The organism is Niallia laureatilytica (genome assembly GCF_046613985.1).
In the GTDB taxonomy this organism is placed as follows: Bacteria; Bacillota; Bacilli; order Bacillales; family Cytobacillaceae; genus Niallia.
The window spans coordinates 93,069-115,128 of sequence record NZ_JBKKHP010000006.1 but is presented as its reverse complement, the minus strand read 5'-3'; the positions used below and the strand labels follow the sequence as shown (position 1 = coordinate 115,128).

19 protein-coding genes and 1 other annotated feature (1 of these 20 running past the window's edge) are annotated in these 22,060 nt (G+C 38.6%); of the genes, 8 read left to right on the top strand and 11 right to left on the bottom strand.

Annotated elements, in window-relative coordinates; translation table 11 throughout:
- Positions 1-204 precede the first annotated feature (204 nt).
- From ACLIJJ_RS15905 to hutP, 7 genes are all read right to left on the bottom strand, one after another.
- A complete protein-coding gene (locus ACLIJJ_RS15905) occupies positions 205-1,371 on the bottom strand; it encodes an FtsW/RodA/SpoVE family cell cycle protein (RefSeq protein WP_411411269.1) in 1,167 nt (388 codons plus the stop codon).
- A 126-nt stretch (positions 1,372-1,497) separates the two neighbouring features.
- The gene (locus ACLIJJ_RS15900; RefSeq protein WP_411411268.1) at positions 1,498-2,823 is read right to left on the bottom strand and encodes an amidohydrolase family protein; all 1,326 of its coding nucleotides are present in this window, start codon (positions 2,821-2,823) and stop codon (positions 1,498-1,500) included.
- Between the two features lie 13 nt (positions 2,824-2,836).
- Positions 2,837-4,099 (bottom strand): Zn-dependent hydrolase, encoded by a 1,263-nt coding sequence (locus tag ACLIJJ_RS15895; protein ID WP_411411267.1) that lies wholly within the window; start codon positions 4,097-4,099, stop codon positions 2,837-2,839.
- Positions 4,093-5,367, bottom strand: coding sequence for an imidazolonepropionase (hutI, locus tag ACLIJJ_RS15890; RefSeq protein ID WP_411411266.1), 1,275 nt, complete (start codon positions 5,365-5,367; stop codon positions 4,093-4,095). The genes ACLIJJ_RS15895 and hutI overlap by 7 nt, the downstream gene beginning before the upstream one ends.
- Before the next feature lie 14 nt (positions 5,368-5,381).
- Positions 5,382-7,040: a urocanate hydratase gene (gene hutU / locus ACLIJJ_RS15885; protein ID WP_251647896.1), complete on the bottom strand. Its 1,659-nt coding sequence runs from the start codon at positions 7,038-7,040 to the stop codon at positions 5,382-5,384.
- A 64-nt stretch (positions 7,041-7,104) separates the two neighbouring features.
- Positions 7,105-8,616: a histidine ammonia-lyase gene (gene hutH / locus ACLIJJ_RS15880; RefSeq protein ID WP_233315497.1), complete on the bottom strand. Its 1,512-nt coding sequence runs from the start codon at positions 8,614-8,616 to the stop codon at positions 7,105-7,107.
- 207 nt (positions 8,617-8,823) lie between these two features.
- Positions 8,824-9,252, bottom strand: a complete 429-nt coding sequence (gene hutP / locus ACLIJJ_RS15875) for a histidine utilization transcription antiterminator HutP (RefSeq protein ID WP_233315659.1) — start codon at positions 9,250-9,252, stop codon at positions 8,824-8,826.
- A gap of 397 nt (positions 9,253-9,649) precedes the next feature.
- On the opposite strand from hutP, the gene ACLIJJ_RS15870 reads away from it, so the two are divergent.
- The 6 genes from ACLIJJ_RS15870 to ACLIJJ_RS15845 all read left to right on the top strand — a co-directional run bounded on the left by ACLIJJ_RS15870 (position 9,650) and on the right by ACLIJJ_RS15845 (position 14,164).
- On the top strand, positions 9,650-10,243 hold the full coding sequence (locus tag ACLIJJ_RS15870; protein ID WP_411411265.1) for a GNAT family N-acetyltransferase: 594 nt from the start codon (positions 9,650-9,652) through the stop codon (positions 10,241-10,243).
- 51 nt (positions 10,244-10,294) lie between these two features.
- The gene (locus ACLIJJ_RS15865; RefSeq protein WP_233315499.1) at positions 10,295-11,092 is read left to right on the top strand and encodes a MerR family transcriptional regulator; all 798 of its coding nucleotides are present in this window, start codon (positions 10,295-10,297) and stop codon (positions 11,090-11,092) included.
- 192 nt (positions 11,093-11,284) lie between these two features.
- Positions 11,285-12,094 carry a TrmB family transcriptional regulator gene (locus ACLIJJ_RS15860; RefSeq protein WP_233315660.1) on the top strand — a complete coding sequence of 270 codons (810 nt, stop codon included), beginning with the start codon at positions 11,285-11,287 and terminating at the stop codon, positions 12,092-12,094.
- Between the two features lie 76 nt (positions 12,095-12,170).
- Complete coding sequence (locus tag ACLIJJ_RS15855; RefSeq protein ID WP_411411264.1) at positions 12,171-12,902, top strand: AzlC family ABC transporter permease; 732 nt, start codon at positions 12,171-12,173, stop codon at positions 12,900-12,902.
- On the top strand, positions 12,893-13,231 hold the full coding sequence (locus ACLIJJ_RS15850; protein WP_411411263.1) for an AzlD domain-containing protein: 339 nt from the start codon (positions 12,893-12,895) through the stop codon (positions 13,229-13,231). The genes ACLIJJ_RS15855 and ACLIJJ_RS15850 overlap by 10 nt, the downstream gene beginning before the upstream one ends.
- Before the next feature lie 294 nt (positions 13,232-13,525).
- Positions 13,526-14,164, top strand: a complete 639-nt coding sequence (locus ACLIJJ_RS15845) for a nitroreductase family protein (RefSeq protein WP_233315502.1) — start codon at positions 13,526-13,528, stop codon at positions 14,162-14,164.
- 190 nt (positions 14,165-14,354) lie between these two features.
- Here the strand turns inward: ACLIJJ_RS15845 and ACLIJJ_RS15840 are convergent, their stop codons facing one another.
- Positions 14,355-14,561, bottom strand: a complete 207-nt coding sequence (locus ACLIJJ_RS15840) for a hypothetical protein (protein ID WP_411411262.1) — start codon at positions 14,559-14,561, stop codon at positions 14,355-14,357.
- Positions 14,562-14,650: 89 nt separating this feature from the next.
- Between ACLIJJ_RS15840 and ACLIJJ_RS15835 the strand changes: the two genes are divergently transcribed.
- Both ACLIJJ_RS15835 and ACLIJJ_RS15830 read left to right on the top strand, forming a co-directional pair.
- The gene (locus ACLIJJ_RS15835; RefSeq protein WP_233315503.1) at positions 14,651-17,359 is read left to right on the top strand and encodes a beta-glucosidase; all 2,709 of its coding nucleotides are present in this window, start codon (positions 14,651-14,653) and stop codon (positions 17,357-17,359) included.
- A gap of 93 nt (positions 17,360-17,452) precedes the next feature.
- Positions 17,453-18,934 carry a glycoside hydrolase family 30 protein gene (locus tag ACLIJJ_RS15830; protein ID WP_411411261.1) on the top strand — a complete coding sequence of 494 codons (1,482 nt, stop codon included), beginning with the start codon at positions 17,453-17,455 and terminating at the stop codon, positions 18,932-18,934.
- Between the two features lie 143 nt (positions 18,935-19,077).
- Here ACLIJJ_RS15830 and ACLIJJ_RS15825 read toward each other — a convergent pair whose 3' ends face one another.
- The 3 genes from ACLIJJ_RS15825 to argS all read right to left on the bottom strand — a co-directional run bounded on the left by ACLIJJ_RS15825 (position 19,078) and on the right by argS (position 21,834).
- Entirely contained in the window at positions 19,078-19,404 is a 327-nt protein-coding gene (locus tag ACLIJJ_RS15825; protein WP_233315505.1) for a hypothetical protein, read from the bottom strand.
- Between the two features lie 338 nt (positions 19,405-19,742).
- Positions 19,743-20,042, bottom strand: a complete 300-nt coding sequence (locus ACLIJJ_RS15820; protein ID WP_411411260.1) for a hypothetical protein — start codon at positions 20,040-20,042, stop codon at positions 19,743-19,745.
- A 109-nt stretch (positions 20,043-20,151) separates the two neighbouring features.
- Positions 20,152-21,834, bottom strand: coding sequence for an arginine--tRNA ligase (gene argS, locus ACLIJJ_RS15815; protein ID WP_411411259.1), 1,683 nt, complete (start codon positions 21,832-21,834; stop codon positions 20,152-20,154).
- 40 nt (positions 21,835-21,874) lie between these two features.
- Positions 21,875-22,060, bottom strand: a binding site (T-box leader) (it continues 39 nt past the right edge of the window).

The following is a 22,060-nucleotide window of genomic DNA, read 5'->3' as shown; positions in this document are numbered from 1 at the left end:
GCAAATTTCCAAATAACCCTGTAACTTTATTTATTCCTTAACAAGGGTATTTATTTATAAACTTATTTAAAATTTCTTTAACTTTCTCCAGCCACACCAAACTAAAATACATAAGAGAATAATCTTCTTTGGATAACTCAATAAAGTATACCCTTAATTCCGTATAGTTATGCTTTGTTAGTTTTTAGTCTGCCAATAACAATGCTAATCATACTTATTTCCTTCAAACATATAGTATTTCGTTTTAGCAGAGATATTTAATACTAATGTTAAGGACAGTATCGTTCCGAAAATGGAGCTACCGCCATAGCTTAATAAAGGCAGAGGAATACCGGTAATCGGCACAAGTCCTGTTACCATGCCAATATTCTCAAAAATATGGAAGGTTAACATTGATATAATTCCAGCCGAAATGATGCTTTCGTATTCTCCTTTGTTGTTTATTGAGATTCTAATAATTCGATAGATTAGCAGAAAATATAAAACTAATACAACACTTGCCCCAAAAAATCCATATTCTTCCCCAATAACGGAAAATATAAAGTCCGAGTGGGCTTCGGGGATAATGACTTCTCCATTGGAGTAACCTTTGCCTGATGTTGTCCCTGAGCCAATGGCCAAGATTGATTGTGTTAACTGATATCCTATTCCTCCTCTGTATTCAAACGGGTTTAACCATGAATCGATTCTCTCTATTTGATATTGATCTAGAAATAACAATAAAGTATCAGGTTGATATATATAGATATAAACGCAGGCACCAATGATGGAAATTACGCTCGAGAAGAATATGACAAGCAGCTTCCAATTTACACCTGACACAAAAATAATCCCAAACATAATGGTGGCAATAACCATTGCTGTTCCTGCATCTGGCTGCTTTAAGATAAACAGGATGGGAATCGCTGTAACTCCTAAAATCTTCCCAATTAATTTTATATCAGTCGCAATTGTTCGATGAATGGTGTTCTTGTTATGGTCGACGGTGACCTTTGCTAAGAAAACAATTAAAAATACCTTCATGAATTCGGCAGGCTGCAAGGAGCCAATCTTATCAATCACAAACCAGGCTTTCGTTCCCTTAATAACAGGCGCAATCGACGGAGGAGCAAAAAATAAGGCAACGAGCATTAATACTCCTAATAAATAAGCATAAAAAGACATTCTTTTTATTTGTTCAAAATCAAAATAATAAATGACAGCCGACATAACCAGTCCAACTATGTACCAAAATACTTGCTGGCCAGCAAAATTTGCTGTGTATGGCAGAAATTTTTGAGCACTTTGGATATTTATCGTGCTGATTATCATTAACAGCAGAATGATTAACAATAAATAATAATCAAACTGCGATTTGTTTTGGTTGTTCATACTTTCCATCTCCAACAAAACTTGAATAAGTCCTCTATTTTTATTACCAATACTTATAACGGAGTTAGGAATTATATTGTTTCAACAAAAAGATGCAACCAGCATTTTTTTGGTTGCATCTTTTTATTATTCTTGTATGCTTTGCCATTTTTCCATTAAGCTGTCTACTCTTTTCACAATTTCCTCTTCTGAAACTGTCTTAATTTGACCGTTTTCTACTATCAGCTTTCCATCGACGATAACATCTGAAATAGCATTTGGCTGCATGGAATAGACTATATTGGCAAATAGTTCAGATTTAGGAGAAAGAGATAAATCATTTAAATCTAATGTAACAAAGTCTGCTTTCATGCCTACTTTCAACTCTCCAGTTGGAAGCTGCAACATCTCAGCTCCTGCTTTTGTGCCCATGTCGAATACTTGTTTAGCATTAATGCATGTTCCATCAAGGCGTGTAACTTTTTGCAGCAGAGAACACATTCTCATTTCTTCAAAAATACTGATGCGGTTATTGCTGCAAGCTCCATCAGATCCGAGTGAAATGCGAACTCCCGCATCCAGTAAGTCAGGAATTCTTGTTACTCCATCTGATAAAAACATATTGCTGGATGGGCAATACGCAAGCCTTGCGTTTTTTTGGCCTAATATTTTTATTTCACTAACTTCTAACCACACTAAATGAATAGCAATCATGCTTTCATCTACCACACCAAGTGAATGGAGATAATGAACTGGACGCAAGCCGTATTTTCCAAGGATTTCATCGACTTCAAATGTTTCTTCTGCCACGTGAATATGAAAGGGTGTTCCTAGCTCCTTAGCGAGGCGATGTCCTGCTTGAATCATTGCAGGAGAAGCTGCATGAGGACTATGAGGTGCAGGATGAATGGAAACCATGGAATCACCTTGATACTTAATCGCTAATTTTCGTGTCCGGTCCACTGCCTCTCCCACTGTTTCTCGATAACTTATTGGGGCCCCTTCCCAATCGTACATTGTTCTTGCAAAAATGAGACGAATACCTAAATCTTTAGCAGCTTGAATGACAGCTTCATCTGTAGCAGTACCGCCATTATGAACATAGAAGAAATCACTTACTGCCGTAACTCCGTATTTCAGCATTTCTCCAAATGCAAATAAGGCACCTGTATAAATTGCCTCCTCATCTAGTAAGGGAGTATAACGGTAAAGTGCTTGATCTCTCCATTCTAGAAATGGGCGATCTACAGCAATTCCTCTTAATAAGCTTTGAAAAGAATGATTATGAGCATTCACAGTGCCAGGCACAATTGCTTTTCCTTCCCATTCAATTACAGTAACGCCTTTGTATTTTTCTAATAAGCGATTTTTAGGACCAATTTCTTTAATGACTCCGTCTAAAACATAGATTGCTTGATTTTTTTGAAATTGATTATTTATATAAATAGAATCGGCCATATATAAAACACTCAATCTATTATCCCCTTTATGTGTCTAATTTTTGATCTAGCATAAGAATTGTATGCAGCAAAGTATTTGCTGCTTTTTCAATGTCTTCCAAGCGGCTTTCCTCGTCTGGACAATGGCTCTTTCCGCCAAGACTTGGAACAAACAGCATCCCGCTTTTGGTGATATTCGCCATATGGGCAGCATCATGACCCGCCATACTGCCAAGGAGATAATAAGGATATTCCCAGTTACTCACAATTTCTTTCATCGTATCAATTATGAATGAATCCATACTTGCAGGCGATTGATTAAGCAAGACCTTCCTGTCTATATGAACAAACCGCTTTTCTGTCACTCGTAAGCACTCTGTCGTAAATGCCGCCAATATATCTTGTATTTCTACAGATGATTTCCCTCTAATCTCTAAAGTCATACACACTTTGTGAGGGATAATATTTGGCGCATTAGGGAGTATGTTCATCCTGCCGATTGTGCCAACCACTTCATTCGAAGGATGATTTAAGCAGGCACGCTCAAGGGATAAAATAAGCTCCGAAGCGGCAGTTAAAGCATCTTTTCTATCTTCCATAATTGTCGTTCCCGCGTGGTTCGCCTCGCCAATTACCGTAATGCTCTCACGATAAATTCCGGTAATGGCCGTTACTATCCCGATGGGAACGGACCTATTTAGCAATCTTTTGCCTTGTTCTATATGCACTTCTAAATAGGCACTTAACTCCTCAGGCTGAAGCACACAATTCTCAAAAGTATCCAGATCGCCGCCTGCTGCCTGTAAGGCATCAGTTAGTAAAGTTCCTGCTGGATCTGCTACATTTAAAATTTCCTCTGTTGTTAATTTACCAGTAACTGCTCTGCTTCCAAATGTTGATAATCCAAAAGGGTTCGGCTCTTCCGCACTAAAAGACACTAATTGTAACGGATGTCTTGTCATTATTTCGTTTTCTTCAAATACTCTCATGATTTCAAGCGCAATCAGCACACCCAACGCTCCATCATATTTCCCGCCATTTGGAACAGTATCAAGATGTGAGCCGAAAACAATGCTCGGAAGCTTTTCTTGTCCTGTACGCTTGCCCCAAATATTAGCTGCCTGATCCGTTTTAACAATCAAATTCACTTGATGAAGTTGATCTTTCAGCCAATTTCTTGCTGCCAATTCACTTTGAGTAAAGGTGGTCCTGTCAAGACCACCTAAAGCATTTATGCCAATCTGGCCGAGCTCATCAATATCTGTCATTAAGCGAGCTATATGAATGGAAAGTTCCTTTCCTTTCAACAAATCGCACCACCTTTGACTACAATTTCGCCGCTTTTAATAACTGTATCTACGAGATTAACTGCATAATTGTATTGAAGTGTTTGATAATTAACAGCATCAAATAAAACTAAATCTGCTTTTTTGCCTACTTCAATACTGCCGATCTCTTCAGCTCTGTTAATGGCATGGGCTGCATTAATAGTGCAGGCTGTCAGCACTTCTTCTGGTGTCATCTTCATTGTTAAACAAGCTAAATTCATAATAAAAGGCAATGATTCTGTTGGAGAGGAGCCTGGATTCCGATCTGTCGAAAGGGCAATTGGCACGCCTGCATCTATCATTTCTCGGGCATTGGCTGGTTCAGTCATTAAGAAAAAGGCAGTCCCAGGCAACAGCACAGCAATCACCCCTTTTTCTGCCATTGCCTTTATCCCCTGCTCTGAAGCACGTAACAAATGATCTGCTGACACAGCACCTAACTCTGCTGCAAGTTCCGCCCCTCCAAAAGAGACAATTTCATCTGCGTGAATCTTTGGTAATAACCCCAGCTTTTTTCCTTCCTCCAGAATACGTTTTGATTGCTCAATTGTGAAAACACCTTCCTCACAGAAAACATCACAAAACTCAGCCAGTTTATCTTGAGCAACGACAGGGAGCATCTCCTCTACAATCAGCTGAACAAAATCGTCAGGATTTTCTTTATATTCAGCAGGAACAGCATGTGCGCCCATAAAGGTTGAAACTAAATCAATGGGATGTATGTTATTTAGCTTTTGGGCTGCCCGTAATTGCTTTAATTCAGCTTCTAAGGTTAAGCCGTAGCCGCTTTTCGCCTCCAATGTTGTGACACCATGTAATAAAAACCGATTTAATCGCTTAGCGGTCTGTGCGATCAGTTCTTCTTCAGAAACTGCTCTTGTCGCTTTCGTCGTGCTTAAAATGCCTCCGCCAGCTTTTAAAATATCCATATACTTGGCGCCTTTTAAGCGCATTTCCAATTCTTGTTCCCGGCTCCCTGCAAACACAATATGTGTATGAGGGTCAATCAACCCTGGAGTTAACACTTTGCCTTCCCCACTTACAAGAGTTACAGTCTCAGGTTGCGTGTTAACAAATTCCTCTGCTGCTTGATCTGTACCGACATATACAATGCGGTCACCGCTTATTACGACACTGCCATTTTCAATGACGCCTATTTCAGCCATTGCTTTTCCAGATTTCGGCTTGTCACTGCTTCCGCTTACGGTAATTACTTGTGAAGCTTTTTTTATATAAAGAAGATCTGTCACTTGTATCTCAACCTTTACTTTAGATTTGGAATATGGATACCTTTTTGCTTTGCCGTTTCAATTGCAGCTTCATAGCCTGCATCCACATGCCGCACAACGCCCATTCCAGGATCTGTTGTCAGCACTCTTTCAAGGCGCTTGGCAGCATGCTCTGTGCCATCTGCAACAACAACCATTCCAGCATGAAGGGAATATCCCATTCCCACACCGCCTCCATGGTGAACAGAAACCCAGCTTGCACCTGCTGCCGTGTTGAGCAATGCATTCAATATCGGCCAGTCTGCCACTGCATCACTGCCATCCTTCATTGCTTCAGTTTCCCGGTTTGGTGAGGCAACAGAGCCAGCATCTAAATGATCTCTTCCTATTACGATTGGTGCAGACAATTCCCCGCGTGCCACCATTTCATTAATGATCTTTCCAAATCTGGCCCGCTCTCCATAACCTAACCAGCAGATTCGCGCTGGCAGGCCTTGAAATTCTATCTTTTCTCGGGCCATTCTGATCCAATTGCACAGATGCTCATTATCAGCAAACTCTCGTAAAATAACTTCATCTGTTTTATAAATATCTTCCGGATCGCCTGATAATGCTACCCAGCGAAATGGTCCCTTTCCTTCACAAAACTGGGGACGAATAAAGGCTGGAACGAATCCTGGAAAGTGAAAAGCATTTTCTACTCCTTCATCAAAGGCAACTTGACGAATGTTATTGCCATAGTCAAAGGCGACAGCTCCTTGCTCCTCCATTGCCAGCATAGCTTTTACATGTACAGCCATGCTTGCTTTTGATTTTTTTACATACTCTTTTGGATTTTCTGAACGAAGCCTCTCTCCATCTTCCAAAGAAAAATGAGCTGGCAGATAGCCATTAAGTGGATCATGGGCAGATGTTTGGTCTGTAACGATATCTGGAATAAATCCGCGCTTCACCATTTCTGGCAGCATTTCAGCTGCATTTCCAAGCAAGCCGATTGAAAGCGGTTTGCCCGCATGCTTTGCATCTTTTGCTAGTGCAATTGCTTCATCTAATGTTTCAGCAAGTACATCACAATAACGAGTCTCGATTCGCTTTTCAATCCGGCTTCGATCGACATCAATGCCAATTAACACACCGCCAGCCATTGTTACAGCCAGTGGCTGGGCCCCGCCCATTCCACCAAGTCCTGCTGTTACGGTAATTGTTCCTTTTAACGTTCCATTAAAATGCTGGTTCGCGCATTCAGCAAACGTTTCATACGTTCCTTGAACTATTCCCTGTGTGCCAATATAAATCCAGCTTCCTGCCGTCATTTGGCCATACATCATCAGTCCTTTTTTATCAAGCTCATGGAAGGTATCCCAATTTGCCCAAGCCGGCACAAGATTAGAATTAGCCAATAAAACACGGGGTGCTGCTTCATGTGTTTTAAAAACGGCCACTGGTTTGCCTGATTGAATAAGCAAGGTTTCATCGCTTTCTAACTCTTTTAATGACGCAACTATTCGTTCAAAGGATTCCCAGTTTCTAGCCGCCTTGCCAATCCCTCCATATACAACCAGTTTTTCTGGATGCTCCGCTACTTCTGCATCTAAATTATTCATTAACATTCGGAGAACAGCTTCCTGCTCCCAGCCTTTCGTATTCAAAGCAGTTCCCCGCGGCGCTTTAATTGCATTTTTTTCAAGTTTCATTTTCCATTCCTCCTGCTACTCATTTATATAATTAGATGGATAATCTTCTACTTTTATTCCTTAGCTAGAGTGATAGTTTCGCAGCAAAGGACCATTCTTGTGTTTTCATAGCTTGTGCTAAGTTTTCAATATCTGTGGAAAAGATACGATCGCTTGTGATTAATGGCACCTCTGCACGAATTTTTTCATGCAATATCTTCGATTGGGGAGAGAGTTTTTCAGCACCTCTAATATCTGCTGCCTGTGCACCGCATATAGCTTCAATTGCAAGCACTTTCCGTGTGTTTTGCACGATTTCATAGGCATGGCGTGCCGCAGTAGCTCCCATGCTGACATGATCTTCTTGATTTGCAGACGACGGGATGGAATCAACACTGGAGGGATGTGCCAATGTTTTATTTTCCGAAACAAGGGCCGCAGCAACATATTGGGTAATCATTAATCCTGACTCAAGTCCTGGATTAGCACTTAGAAAGGCTGGCAGATCATTTAACTGCGGATTTACGAGTCTTTCAATTCTTCTCTCTGAAATATTTGCCAGCTCTGCAGTTGCAATACTTAAGAAATCCATCGCAAATGCGATAGGCTGACCGTGAAAGTTCCCTCCTGATATGACTTTTCCGCTTTCAGCAAAAATCAATGGATTATCTGTTGCCGCATTTATTTCAATCATCAGCTTTTCTTGTACATAATTTAATGTTTGCCATATAGCACCATGTACCTGTGGTATGCAGCGTAAAGAGTAAGCATCTTGCACGCGGAGCTCTCCCTGCTTTGTAGTTAATTGACTGCCTTTTACATAGGAAAGAATACGTGCCGCTACTTCCTGCTGCTCTGGATAAGGTCTTACTTGATGGGATTCAGGAGAGAATGCATCGACTATTCCTCTAAGTCCTTCTAACGTCAAGGCAGCTACTCTGTCTGCTAAAACAGCGAGGGATTGTGCTTCTAAATAAGCTATCACGCCTACTGAAGTTAAGGCTTGCGTGCCATTTATTAAAGCAAGCCCTTCTTTCGCTTTAAGCTGTATCGGTTTTAAGCCAGCACGCTTTAATGCTTCCTTGCCATCCAGCTTTTCCCCTTGATAAACAGCCTCTCCCTCCCCAACTAAAACGAGGGCCAGATGAGCTAATGGTGCAAGATCACCGCTTGCTCCAAGTGAGCCTTGACTCGGAATGACAGGAGAGATTCCGAAATTTAAACAATCAACCAGCAGTTGGAGCGTTTCCGGGCGAATTCCTGAGAAGCCTTTCGCCAGAGCATTCGCTCTCAACAGCAGCATCAACCTGCATATATCTTCAGAGAAGGCCTTACCGACACCACAAGCATGACTTCTAATAAGGTTAATTTGTAAATGCTCTAAGTCTTCATTTGAAATAACCGTATCACTAAACTTGCCAAATCCAGTGTTAACACCATAAATAACCTTTTTCTCCTCAATAAGCTTCTCCACAACAGCTCTGCTATTTTTTACATTTTCCCAAGCTTTTTCATGGATGGTTACCGTCGCTTTGTTGGCTAATACTAATTGAATTTCCTTTAACGTCAAATGGTTCCCATCAAGTAGGATATTCATGATCCTTCAACCTCTCTTTATGCTTTTTTTAAATAAAAAAGGGGCTGCACAAAGAAAATGAATTCTTCATACAGCCCCCTAATAGACTATAAACTATGGGCATACAATTTATTTGGTTTTATAAACTAATTAAAAATCGGCTAAATGGCTAATAACTGAATACCATTATTATATATGTAGACAGAATATTTTGTAAATATTTATTTATTAAATATGATTAAATCCAAGCCCTAAAGCATCATGCTCAAAACCCTTTTTTGGTGCACCGATTGTCCCGAAAATACAGACACAGATCCATTCCCCATTATATCCGTACTTTTCAATTTCCCCTCGTACAATACCAAATGTCAAACCGACTGTCCGCAATATTTCTCCAAATTGAACATTGCCTCTCCCTACACCTTGCAGTGCTTCTAAAATAGTATGATATAGAGCATGAACCTCTCTGTAGGAGTCTCCGTCAATTATCTCATTTGACTTTGCAGTCGTTTCAATAGCGGCAATAACTTTAAATAAGTCCATTGCTCCTACTTTACCAACAGTATAGCGGTATCCTCTTCTGCTTAGTTCATCTTTTAGTGTTTGCTCGCTGCTGCTGTTATTTAAAAGTGTTAACAATGAAGTTAACTTACCCATTGAGTAGTTTTTCACGAAGACAATCCTCCTCCCTGTAGTTTATTTTAGGTATACAACAAAAAAACCTCGCATGAAAGAACAAAAAAATTCCTCTTGCCAAGTCTCCTTCTACTAACTAAACACTAAACTAAGACTCATATGTATGTACCTAATTCCACAACCTGCACTGTATTTCTTGCTCTTACTTACTTCTCTTACATCTGTTTATTGAACTAAATATCTATTTCTATTTTCTTACATCTCCAAATAGGTGTCAATATAGATTTCTTAATTTTCCGAATCATCCACTTTTTATATTTAGCTCTCACTTCACAAATTAGTGTTTGACCTTAGAATTACTAGAAGGTTTATACTTAAGGCAATAATAAATATATATAAATGGAAAGTTGGTTTAAAAATGATTAGAATAGCTTCACAGAAGGATGCGAAGGCGATAGCGTCCTTACTATGGGAAATATTCGAGGACATGGAATTATCATTGCTCAAGAAAATACCTAAAAACACATTATTAGAAATGGTAGCAGAAGCAGTTGCAGACCCTGTTTACCGATATGGCTTTAAGAGAGGTATTGTATACGAACTAGATGGAGAAATAGCTGGTGTATGCTTTGGATACAAGGCTGTTGATGAGCTGGTCATTGATGACCCGTTCATGGAAATATTAGTAAATAACGGGTATGATAATAACGAAAAATTATTTGTTGATAAAGAGGCATTACCGGACGAATGGTATTTAGACTCTATTGTTGTTAATCCAACATACAGAGGGTTAGGGATTGGTTCTGCGTTACTAAGAGAAATGGAGCAAATGGCGTTAAAGGCAGGCTCTAAGAGAATCGGGCTCAATGTAGATATTGCCAACCCTAAAGCAAAAAAGTTATATTCAAGTATAGGCTATACAAAGGTGGCAGAGCTTGTCTTAAGCGGCCATCGTTATGAACATCTATGTAAAGCATTATCTAATACTGCTGCAGCAGTAGTACAAAAATAATCTGCAGAATTGCCATTTCAATAGAGATGGGCGCAGTTATGGAGCGGAATTATGAATTGGAAAATAAACGAAATCGCTAATCTTTATGACATTAGTGCACATACTTTGCGCTACTATGAGGAAATTAATTTAGTAGTCCCTAGCAGAGGCGAAAATAACTATCGTATTTATACAGATGAACATTTACAACAGCTGAATATCATCCGTGATTTAAGGAAATTTAATATACCATTAGAAGAAATTAAAGACTATTTAGAGAAACGCACGGTTGAGAAGACCTTAAACTTATTGAAAAAACAGCAAAACTTTCTTGAACAAGAGTTAGCTGCACTGCAAGAAATGCAGCATATCGTCGAGGAAAGAATTGATTTATTTACACATACTGCCCAAATGTCTGAAGGTGAATGTCAGGTGATTGAGTACCCTGACAGATATGTGATTGCCAGTAATGATAAAGATACTGATGGTGAACATGTAGACTTATCATTGAAAGAGCTGTATAAAAAATACGAAAACAATCTTCCGTACTTAGAGCAACAGATGATTGGCAGCTTTCTGTACGTTAAAACTTCAACTAATTCGATTAATCACCGTGTATTTTATTATATCGAAAATGATTCAGACCCGAATACAATGATAATACCTAAAGGAAAATATGCATCTACTTGTTATAAAGGCAATTATAAAAAAACACAGCAGTATATTACGAAGCTGAAAGAGTATATCAAAACAAACAATTACACAGCCGATGGCCACCTTTTTGAAACGTATCTCATTGATTTTCATGAAACTCATATAACAGAAGAATATGTGACAAGAATGGAAGTAAGGATTAAAGACCCTATATAAAGTTTAGTGCATGAACAGATTTGTTCATGCTTTTTTGCGCTTCATTGACAATTCCCCTATTCTATTCACTCTTTTTATTATAAAAGTACAAAAATTCTTGAAATTATTATTAGTAAGTATTAAACTAACTACTATAAATATACGTAAGTATTACCCTAACTACTAAAGTAGTAAAAGAAAGGACGTGTTATGTTGGACGAAATCTTTAAAGAATTGCAGAAGCTCGGTTTTTCCCAATATGAATGTAAAGCATATGTCAGCCTTTTAAAGCATTCACCTATGACAGGCTATGAGATTAGCAAACGATCCAGTGTCCCTCGGTCTATGATTTATGAAGTGCTTGGAAAACTGCTTGATAAAGGTGCTGTGTACATTGTTCCTTCTGAACCTGTCCAATATGCGCCGCTGCCAGCAAAAGATTTAATTTCCCGACTGCGGCAGAACTTTGAACAGTCTTTTGATTATTTAGAGAAAAACTTAGCAGCACTTAAAAGTGAACAAGAGGTAGATACTATCCACCGGATTAGCGGTGATGAAAATGTACTAGCAGAAATGAATAATTTGATTTTACGAGCAAAAGAAGAAATTTGGCTATCTGTATGGGCTCCGCAAATACCGCCTATTGAGGATGCTGTATTACGGAAAGAAAAAGAAGGTGTTGCAGTCACCTCCATTTTATTTGGTGCGCCAAACACAACGCTTGGCTATACAACACATCATGATTATATGTCTCCTAAAGTCGCAGAGGAACGTACAAACGGCCGGCTGACCATTGTGGCTCGTGATAACGAAGAAGTGATTATTGCGAATTGTTCCCCAGCTTCCCAAGGCTGGGCTATAAAAACACAAGATCCTGCCCTTGTATTGGTAGCACTCGAATATATTGGCCATGATATTATTTTTGCAGCATTGACAAATGAAATTGGCGAACAAAGAGTAGAAGCTCTTTGGAGAGATAATAAAGATTTATTGCGGGTTGTTACAGGAAAACGGTTCAAATAATTGTTTGAACCGTTTTATTAGCAATTTTTATTAGTAGTTAGTTTTATAACCTCTACTGAAGAAAGGAGCTTTACCTATGCAGCTTGACAGTCCCAACTACAGCATAGTAATGAAAAAAGGATCAGAGGAAACATTCTTACAAGGAGTCAAAGCATGTATACCAACATTATTAGCTTACCTAAGCATTGGCTTTGCCTGTGGAATCGTGCAAAAAACAGCAGGACTCAGCATTGCTGAAATAATATTACTAACCTTATTTGTTTATTCAGGCTCCGCTCAGTTTATTGTGGCTAGTATGTATCTTATCAGTACTCCACTTGCTGTAATCACAACGATTTTCTTTGTTAATATACGTCACTTACTTCTAAGTGCTGCTCTATCACCTTATTTTCAGCATTTGTCCCCTTTTCGTAATATGTTAATTGGGGCAGTGTTAACAGATGAAACTTTCGGTGTGGCTATCCAAAAAAGTGCAGAAAAGAACAATATAAGTGAAAAATGGATGCACGGTCTTAATATAACAGCGTATGTAAATTGGCTAATTGCTAATTTGGCAGGTGCTTACTTTGCAAAGTGGATAACAAATCCTGATGCACTTGGTCTGGAATTTGCGTTGCCAGCTGTTTTTATTGGTTTATTAGCTGTATCCATTTCAGTCAGAAAAACTGTGCGTATTGACATACTTGTCAGCATAATAGCAACAATAATGATAATAGTGTGTTCACGGTGGCTCTCAGGCAGTTTAAGCATTATCATTGCCACTATTTTAGCAGCCACTATCGGGATGGTGATGACCAAATGGAAATAAACGCTGCTGTACTTTTAATTGTAATTGGAGGAGCTATCGTAACCTTTATACCAAGAGTTGTGCCTATAATGGTACTCAGCCGATTAAAGCTGTCAGATAACGTTCAAACCTGGCTGCATTTTGTGCCTATTGCCATACTCGCCGCTATAATTGGACAGGAATTATTTATGGAAGATAACAAAGTACAGATAATGCTAAACGAGGAGCTGCCAGCAGCCATTATAACAGCTCTTATTGCCATTAAGACTCGCAGTTTATTATGGACAGTTGTTGCTGGAGTTATTGCGTTTGTATTAATGAGATGGTTACTTGCTGGATTTTTAATATGAAAGAATATAATAATTGCACCTTTTTTAGGTGCAACTATTACCTTTAATCTATCTTAGAAAATTTGTACCGTTCTCATCGTTAAATGCCATCTTCCTTTTCTATGCATGAATGTTTAAAAATGTACTCCCCTATCCTCCAACTAAAATATAGACAAAATCTCTAAAAAAAGAAATCCCTAAACTTATGACTTGCATTTTCCGTAAAAATATATTATTATTTGACGTATCAATAGTTGATATGTCAAATATTGATACGTCAATAAATAACTTTAATTATAAAGGAGACTGTTTACTATGAGTAAATTTCAAAAAATAAATGATTTCAATGAGATTGTATACGGACGCCGTTCTATTAAGGTGTATGACCCTACTGTTAAAATCAGCCGTGAAGAGATGAGTGAAATCTTAACACAAGCTTCTAAAGCTCCATCTTCTATTAATATGCAGCCATGGCGCTTTGTAGTTATTGACAGTGAAGAAGGAAAAGCTAAACTAGCTCCTCTATCACGCTTTAACAAAGATAAAGTTTTGAGCTCTTCTGCTGTTATCGCTGTGTTCGGTGACAAGAAGAACTTTGATTATGCGGAGGAAATCTACAGCAAGGCTGTTGAGCTTGGCCTAATGCCTCAGGAAGTAAAAGACGCTCAATTGAATGCTTTTACACCATATTATGAAAATATGTCCGAGGAAGTCATGAAGGATACTATTATGCTAGATGCTGGTCTTGTTTCTATGCAATTAATGCTGGTGGCACGTGCTTACGGATATGATACAAATCCTATCGGCGGATATGAAAAAGATCAAATTGCTGAAAGCTTCGGCCTTGAGAAAGACCGCTATATTCCAATTATGCTTCTGACTATCGGTAAAGCAGCACATGAAGGTTTCGAATCATACCGCCTCCCTGTTGAAACAACAACAGAATGGAGATAATAACTAGTTTTTACATTTACTTTAAAGAATACTAGGAAGAAAAGAACCAGGGACAATCTTGACCTTGGTTCTCTTTTTTATATCTCTCCCATTTTTCCGTAATAATATTACAAATCTAAACACCAATATTTCTTAAAATGACGCTTATTTTTTATTGTTACATTCTGTTGTCTAAGCTATTGCTAATATTTCAGAATAGTTTGTCATAATTATGTAATTCACTTTTTTCAATAGATATTTGGTCATTTTCTCTGTAACCGTCACTCATTCCTTTATTTACAAATTTCGCAGGAGAATCAGATGATGTTCCTTCAACAATCTTCCTTTTCTTAGCCAAAATCTCACTTTTTCCTCTCTTAAAAATTACAACATTCTCTCTATGGTCTTTCTGACTCACTCCGCTATGATGTTAGGTGTTCAAGCGGTAGTCCAAACTAATTAGAGACAAATATTACAAGGCCTACTCAATATAAAAAAAGGAGTGAAATGATGGCTTTATTATCAGAGGGGAAACGCAAACTGACAAAAGCCAGCATCTTATTTACAATGGTGCTCGGTCTTGCAGCGCCTCCATTGGAAACATCTGCAGAAGAGTTTTCATGGATGGACAAGAGTCTTTCTGCTGAGGAAAGAACTCAAACTTTAGTAGAAGCTATGACATTGGAGGATAAAGTAGACTTTATTACTGGCAATGTTAACAACTATTACGGATTTTATAACGAAGGATTAGAGAAATACGGTATTCCTGCCTTACAAATGGCAGATGGGCCTCTAGGTGTCCGCATTGCCAATCCTGAAATTCAAAACAAACAATCAACTGCTTTGCCTTCCGCAATCGGCCTTGCAGCAACATGGAATACGGAGACAGCAGAAGAATATGGTGATTTGATTGGAAATGAAGCATTCAATACAACACATAATGTTATGCTTGGCCCTGGGCTAGATATTGCCCGCAATCCTTTCGGGGCAAGAAACTTTGAATCTTTAGGTGAGGATCCATACTTACAAGGACAAATGGCATCTAGTTATGTAAATGCCATTCAAAGCAATAATGTCTTGGTAACAGCCAAGCATTACTTATTGAACAATCAAGAAAAGGACCGCTTTACAAGCGACTCTCAAGCTAGTGAACGAGCAATCAATGAAATCTATGCAAGACCTTTTGCAAGCGTCATTGAAAATGCTGATTTAGGAAGTGTTATGTGCTCTTTCAATAAAGTAAATGGCGTTTATGCATGCGAAAATCCTGATTTACTGACTGATTTGTTAAGAGACAGCTTAAACTTTGAAGGTTTCGTGATGAGTGACTACGGAGCTAATGTCAGCACAGCTGAGTCAATTAATGCAGGACTCGACTTAGAAACACCAGGTGAGCCTTTTGGAGTATGGGGCGAAGAGCTCTTGCAGGCTGTGAAGGATGGAAAAGTAAGTGAAGAAACAGTTAATCAAAGTGCATACCGAATTCTTTACCAAATGTTTGATAAAGGATTATTCGATAACCCAACACAAAACAACCCAATCGATGTGGCCGCACATGGCGAAATCGCCCGACAAATAGCTGCAGAAACGATGGTGTTACTGCAAAATAAGAAGGACATTTTGCCATTAAATACAGATAAGCTGGATTCAATTGCTGTTATTGGACCTGATGCTGATACTGCATCAGCAGCTGGCGGAGGAAGCTCCCTAGTTAATCCAACATATACAGTAAGTCCGCTAGAAGGTATTAAGAATCGTGCAGGAGCAGATGTACAAGTTGAATATGCGCCTGGTACAGATTCCATCAGTGCTGGAGATATCTTACCAGGTCCTGATGCCGTTCCATCTTCTTTCTTAATGCCAGAGGCTGATTCTGATGAAAATGGATTAAAAGCTGAATACTGGTCTAATAAGAACATGGAAGGAAATCCAGAATATGAGCATACTGCTAAACAAGTAAACTTAAATCTTGGTTTCTATAACTATGAAGGTTTTAATGCACAATCTTCAAAATTGGACAGCCTGCCAACAAGCTTAAACGGCATGATGTCTGCAAGATACACTGGTGTAATCAATGTTCCAAAGTCTGGAGAGTATAACCTTTCTACGACAAGCTATGGTTCAAGCAAAGTGTATCTTGATGGAACTCTAGTGATTGATAACGCTGGAGAACAATTGAATACAATTGAAAAAACAGTTACTCTGGAAGCAAACAAAAATTATGATGTAAAAATCGAGTATAAAACAGACTACAAAGAAGCGTCTGGAAATGATAATGGCGGTCAATTACGCTTTGGCTGGGAAGCTGCAGACAATATTGTTGACGAAAATATTGCTGATGCTGTTGACTTAGCGAAAAAATCAGATGCAGCTGTTATTGTAACAAGAACATATGATAGTGAAGGTTATGTAGATCGTTCGGACATGGAACTGCCTAATAACCAAGAACAGTTAATTAAAGAAGTAGCGAAGGTAAATAAAAATGTCGTAGTTGTCAATGAAAGCGGCATTGCAGTTAAAATGGGAGACTGGAAAAACAAGGTCGAATCGATCGTGCAAGCATGGTATCCAGGTCAAGAACAAGGAAATGCGATTGCTGATGTATTATTCGGCGATGTAAACCCTTCTGGAAAACTGCCAGTCACATTCCCTGTCGATGAAGATTCCACACCAGTTTCTTCAGAGGAACAATATCCTGGCATTGACGAAGCTGTTAAGTATTCAGAGGATATTTTTGTTGGCTACCGCGGCTATGAGCAATCTGGCATTGAAGCAGCCTTCTCCTTTGGACATGGCTTGTCTTATACAGATTTCAAGTATAACAAGTTAAAAACAAAGGTGAAAGGTACAAAGAAATCTACTGAACCAACAGTTGAAGTTACATTAAACTTAAAAAATACAGGTGATGTTACAGGCTCTGAGGTTGTCCAAGTTTATACTGGAAAGCTTCCTACTAATGTAGAGACAGCTCCTAAACAATTGGCAGGCTTCAGTAAGGTTGAGCTTAAACCTGGAAAAGAGAAGAAAGTGACCATTAAACTGGATGCAAAAGCCTTCTCTTATTATGATGAAAAGAAAAACGAATGGGTTACTCCTTCAGGTAATGTGCCTGTTTATGTGGGCAGCTCTTCCAGTGACATTCGTCTAAAAGGCAGTGTTACTATTTCTAAATCAACAAGCAAGCAGTTAAACAAAGCTAACAATACTAAAAACTAATAACAAACAACAACAAAGATAAAAAAGATAATCGAAAAGAAAATCCCCACAAAAAAGCTTTGTGGGGATCTTTTTTCAGGAGGAACTAAATTTATGATTAAATACAAAATATGGACGTTCCTGTTGCTGCTTATGCTCCTGCTAGCACTGCTTATCTTTGCATATATGAACCCTGTTAACAAGACGAGTAACCAAAAGACAGTGGACGAAACAGAAGTATTGGTCTGGCAGACGACAGGTGATCAGGCAGATTTACTAGAGAAAAAGGATTCCCTGTATTTTTCAAATCAGCACTCCCCTTCTCTCCCTACTGTAGCAATTGAGCCGAATACTGCCTATCAACAAATGGACGGGTTTGGTGCTGCTGTAACTGGATCAACTGCCTATTTGCTACAGAATGAAGATGATTCTGAGCGAAACAGCATTTTAACGGACTTATTTACAAGCAAGGGAATTAATCTATCAATAGTCAGGCATACTATTGGCTCTTCCGATTTTTCTGTCGATGTCAATGGAAATCCAAGCAGTTATACGTATAATGACACAAACGGTGAACCAGATTATGATATGAACTATTTTTCTATCAAAAAAGACAAGGATGTTGTAGGGAGTCTGCAAGATATTCTCACATTAAATAAAGATATTCAAGTCTTGGGTACGCCTTGGAGTGCACCTGCCTGGATGAAATTCGGTGAAAAAACGTTGAATGGCTGGTATTTAGATTATACGAATGACAAAGTGTATAAAGCTTATGCTGATTACTTTGTTCGTTATGTTAAAGCATATAAAAGCAACGGAATAGATATTTCTGCCGTTACCATTCAAAATGAGCCAGAATTCACTTCAGCTAACTACCCTTCTATGAGTATGGGTGCCGAGGAGCAGGCTAAATTCATTGGACAGTATTTAGGTCCAGCTTTTCAGGCAAATAACTTGGAGACAAAAATCATAGGGTTTGATCATAATTGGGACAGTGCTGTCCAATACACAAGTGCATTATTTGAAGACAGTACAGCTGCAGAGTATATCGATGGAACTGCTTTCCACTGCTACGAAGGAACTCCTGCTGCTATGGCACAAATTCATGAAAATTTTCCTTCTAAACATATTTATCTTACTGAATGCAGTTCAGGGAAATGGAGTGAAAGCTTTGCTGATAATTTCAGCTGGCAGATGAGCAATCTTATGATTGGCGGCCCGCGCAATTGGGCAAAAGCTGTGCTAATGTGGAATATCGCACTAGATGAAAATAACGGTCCTGTAAACGGAGGCTGCAGTATATGTACAGGGTTGTTAACAATAGACAAAAAAACAGGGACTACAACGAAAAATGCAGAATACTATGCCCTTGGACATGCCAGCAAATTTGTCCAGCCTCATGCAGTAAGAATTTATTCATCCAATTTTCCAGGCACTATTGAAACGGTTGCTTACCAAAATCCAGACAAATCTATTATCCTCCTAGCACTGAATCCTATGGATAAGGAGAAAAGCTTTCAAATCGAGACTAACGGCACTTACTTTACTTACAGTCTTCCTCCCAAAAGCGCTGTCACATTCTCTTGGCAACCTTAATAGAAGATAGAAAAAGGTTCATTTCCATGAAATGCACCTTTTTAATAGAGGAATTTCATAAGATTTGAGGGTGTAAAGAAGAAAACATTAGGAAGGAAAGTTCTTAACATCATTTATTCAAATCACTTAATTTTTCTTAAATGTTACTCTTTTGGATATGAAGCACCTGGAGCTACAAATTTAGCTTCTTTAACAGGAATGCGGAATAGCACTCCGTTAGACAAGATTAACGCAAGGATATCTTTTTTGTCTTTCACAAGTCCTTGGAAATAACCATAGATGGAAGCATAGTAAGCATTGTCTGTATAAACAGTTACAGGTGTGCCAATAGCAATACCTGCAAAGCGGCCCATTTTTGCAATCGGAATATATGCAGCGAGTACCATCATTTCTTCTGCAGTTTCTTCCTCTTCTTCTGGCACTTCTGGCTCTTCAGGTTCAGGGAATACAGGTTTTTTAATTTTAGCCATAATATCTTCTCCTTTTATATAAAAAATGGTGGAAGGCTATAAACTAGTAAAATTGGCTTGTCCATTTTTTTGTAGTTAACAAAAATCCTTTTAAAATGTAGATGCAGCCTTCTTATATCAAACTGATTTTCACGGCGTTCTTTCCTATCACCAATGAATTCTTATTTACAATTACAGTATATTAACGCTCCCCCTTTGCAGAAACCGCATTTCCCCATAGACACATCCATTTTTTTGAAAATAGTAAAAGAACATAAAATTTAATTCATATAAAGAAACTGTCTAGCAGCATATATCCCTATCATTTTCCTTTTTTTGATAGGGTATAATTTATCTCTTTAGAAACTACGTTTCCTTCCCTTTGCTAATTGCTTATTCAGCAGTTTCAAAAACCTTTCTTGCGTTTTTGTGCTGTTCTCCAGTCTTTTCACGCGAAATGGACTGTCCAAATAGTGGCGTATCTTATAATTTGTTATAAATAATTTCCGATATTTTTCCTCTGCAAATAGTTGTTGAAACCAAACCAGTTGATTTAATTTCTCTATGTGAGAATCAACTCTTCTCGTATCGAGAGTTCTCTGATTAGACATAGAACCCATCATCGCAATTATTAGATCAATGATATAGGATAATCTCATGTTTTTTACCTCCTTAATGATAATTAGTATGGTCCTTAAATTAGGAAAAAAACAAAATAAAAGGCAGGAAAGCTGCACTGCCTCCTGCCTTAAGTACTCCAATATACACTTACATTTCCTCTGGTGCTTTTAACCCTAACAGCCGGAGCCCTTCTTTCAAAACCATTCTCACTGCATATACAAGTGTTAATCTTTGTTGCTTAAGGTTTTCATCATCTAAAATGCGTACAGTTCCGTAATACTTATTAAAAGCTCTCGCTAGTTCCACAACATATTTAGCAATTTGAGACGGATCATAATCTTCCAGTGATTTTTTGACTGTTTCCGGAAAAGCATTTAACGTCATAATAATGGACCATGCTTCTTCCTCTTGAGTCCCTAAAGCTGCTGCCTCTGCTTTAAAATTACCCTTTTTCAGCAACGAAGCAGCCCGGGCATGGCTGTATTGTACGTACGGCCCAGTTTCTCCCTCAAACTTCAACATATCTTCGAGAGAAAACTCAATGTCGTTTTGGTGGAAGTTCTTTAAATCATGAAAGATAACTGCACCTGTACCAACTTGTTTAGCGATTTCCTCTTTGTTGCTAAGATTAGGATTTTTCAGTTTAATATCTTCCAATGCAAGGGAGATGGCACATTTTAGCACTTCTTCTAATAGAACAACCTTCCCTTTTCGCGTTGACATTTTTTTGCCCTCTTTAAGCATCATGCCAAAAGAAACATGCTTCATTCCTTGCTGCCATTTGTTTCCCATCTTATCTAACAGAGCAAATAATTGCTTAAAATGCAATGTTTGTTCATTGCCGACAACATATAGTGCTTGATCAAAGTGATATGTTTCCTGCCGGTAAATCGCTGCTGCTAAATCACGGGTTGCATACAGTGTTGCTCCGTCCCTTTTTTTAATTAAGGATGGAGGCATGCCTTCAAGAGGAACTAATTGTGCTCCGTCTGATTCTTGAAGCAGATTCAGTTCTTCAAGTTTTCGGATAACCTTATCCATCTTGTCATTAAAAAACGCCTCCCCGTCAAAGGTATCAAAGTGAATACCCATTAATTCATAAATTTTTGTGAATTCCTGTAAGGATTCAGCCCGAAACCATTCCCACAAAGCCACTGCTTCTGGATCAGCCTGTTCTAATTTTTTAAACCAATGACGAGCATCACTCTCTAAGTCAGGGGATTGAAGCGCTTCTTCATGAAATTTCACATACAATTTCAACAGCTCTCTTATGGGCTGCTGCTTTACCTCTTCCTCATTGCCCCATAGTTTATATGCAAGTATTAATTTTCCAAATTGCGTTCCCCAGTCGCCTAAATGGTTAATTCTAATTGTGCGGTATCCACATTTTTCAGAAATTAATGCTAAAGCATTCCCAATTACTGTTGAACGTAAATGTCCCATTGAAAAAGGCTTCGCAATATTGGGAGAAGAAAAATCAATTGCCATTACCTTGTTTGTGCCAATACTTAAATCCCCGTATTGCGCTTTTTTGTTAAGCACCTGTTCCAAGACGGCCTGTGACACTTTGTTTTTATTCAAAAACACATTTAAGTAGCCGCCAACAGCTTCCACTTTTTCAAACTTTGATGCCTTCATTTTTGGAACTAATTCCTGAGCTATACTTTGGGGCGATTTTCGGAATACTTTTGCCAATTCAAAACAAGGAAAAGCCAAGTCTCCTAAATTTGCAAACTTCGGGTTTTCCATCATAAAAATTAGCTTGCCTTTATTAATTTCTCCACCTAAAGCCTCAAAAAGAATTTCAGCAAATTCACCTTTAATGTCCATTTCTTTCCCTCCAAATAAAAAGCTCCCGTCTCTTATATAAATAAGAGACGGGAGCTTTAATATTATCCCGTGGTACCACTCTAATTGTTTTCCAAAATGAAAAACCACTCCAGTTTTTAACGAGGCATTCCCCGGCATTCCCTATTTGATTTTTCAGGAATGCATCTCAAAAGTGCGGTTCATCAATTGCTTCATGCCAAGCTCCCACCATTCTTGACTCGCTTTA

Excerpts from the sequence above, each read along its gene's own strand:
- ACLIJJ_RS15905 (WP_411411269.1), bottom strand. The coding sequence starts at position 1,371 with ATGAACAACCAAAACAAATCGCAGTTTGATTATTATTTATTGTTAATC.
- hutU (WP_251647896.1), bottom strand. The coding sequence starts at position 7,040 with ATGAAACTTGAAAAAAATGCAATTAAAGCGCCGCGGGGAACTGCTTTG.
- hutH (WP_233315497.1), bottom strand. The coding sequence starts at position 8,616 with ATGAATATCCTACTTGATGGGAACCATTTGACGTTAAAGGAAATTCAA.
- hutP (WP_233315659.1), bottom strand. The coding sequence starts at position 9,252 with ATGGGTAAGTTAACTTCATTGTTAACACTTTTAAATAACAGCAGCAGC.
- ACLIJJ_RS15870 (WP_411411265.1), top strand. The coding sequence starts at position 9,650 with ATGATTAGAATAGCTTCACAGAAGGATGCGAAGGCGATAGCGTCCTTA.
- ACLIJJ_RS15865 (WP_233315499.1), top strand. The coding sequence starts at position 10,295 with ATGAATTGGAAAATAAACGAAATCGCTAATCTTTATGACATTAGTGCA.
- ACLIJJ_RS15855 (WP_411411264.1), top strand. The coding sequence starts at position 12,171 with ATGCAGCTTGACAGTCCCAACTACAGCATAGTAATGAAAAAAGGATCA.
- ACLIJJ_RS15850 (WP_411411263.1), top strand. The coding sequence starts at position 12,893 with ATGGAAATAAACGCTGCTGTACTTTTAATTGTAATTGGAGGAGCTATC.
- ACLIJJ_RS15845 (WP_233315502.1), top strand. The coding sequence starts at position 13,526 with ATGAGTAAATTTCAAAAAATAAATGATTTCAATGAGATTGTATACGGA.
- ACLIJJ_RS15835 (WP_233315503.1), top strand. The coding sequence starts at position 14,651 with ATGATGGCTTTATTATCAGAGGGGAAACGCAAACTGACAAAAGCCAGC.
- ACLIJJ_RS15830 (WP_411411261.1), top strand. The coding sequence starts at position 17,453 with ATGATTAAATACAAAATATGGACGTTCCTGTTGCTGCTTATGCTCCTG.
- ACLIJJ_RS15825 (WP_233315505.1), bottom strand. The coding sequence starts at position 19,404 with ATGGCTAAAATTAAAAAACCTGTATTCCCTGAACCTGAAGAGCCAGAA.
- ACLIJJ_RS15820 (WP_411411260.1), bottom strand. The coding sequence starts at position 20,042 with ATGAGATTATCCTATATCATTGATCTAATAATTGCGATGATGGGTTCT.
- argS (WP_411411259.1), bottom strand. The coding sequence starts at position 21,834 with ATGGACATTAAAGGTGAATTTGCTGAAATTCTTTTTGAGGCTTTAGGT.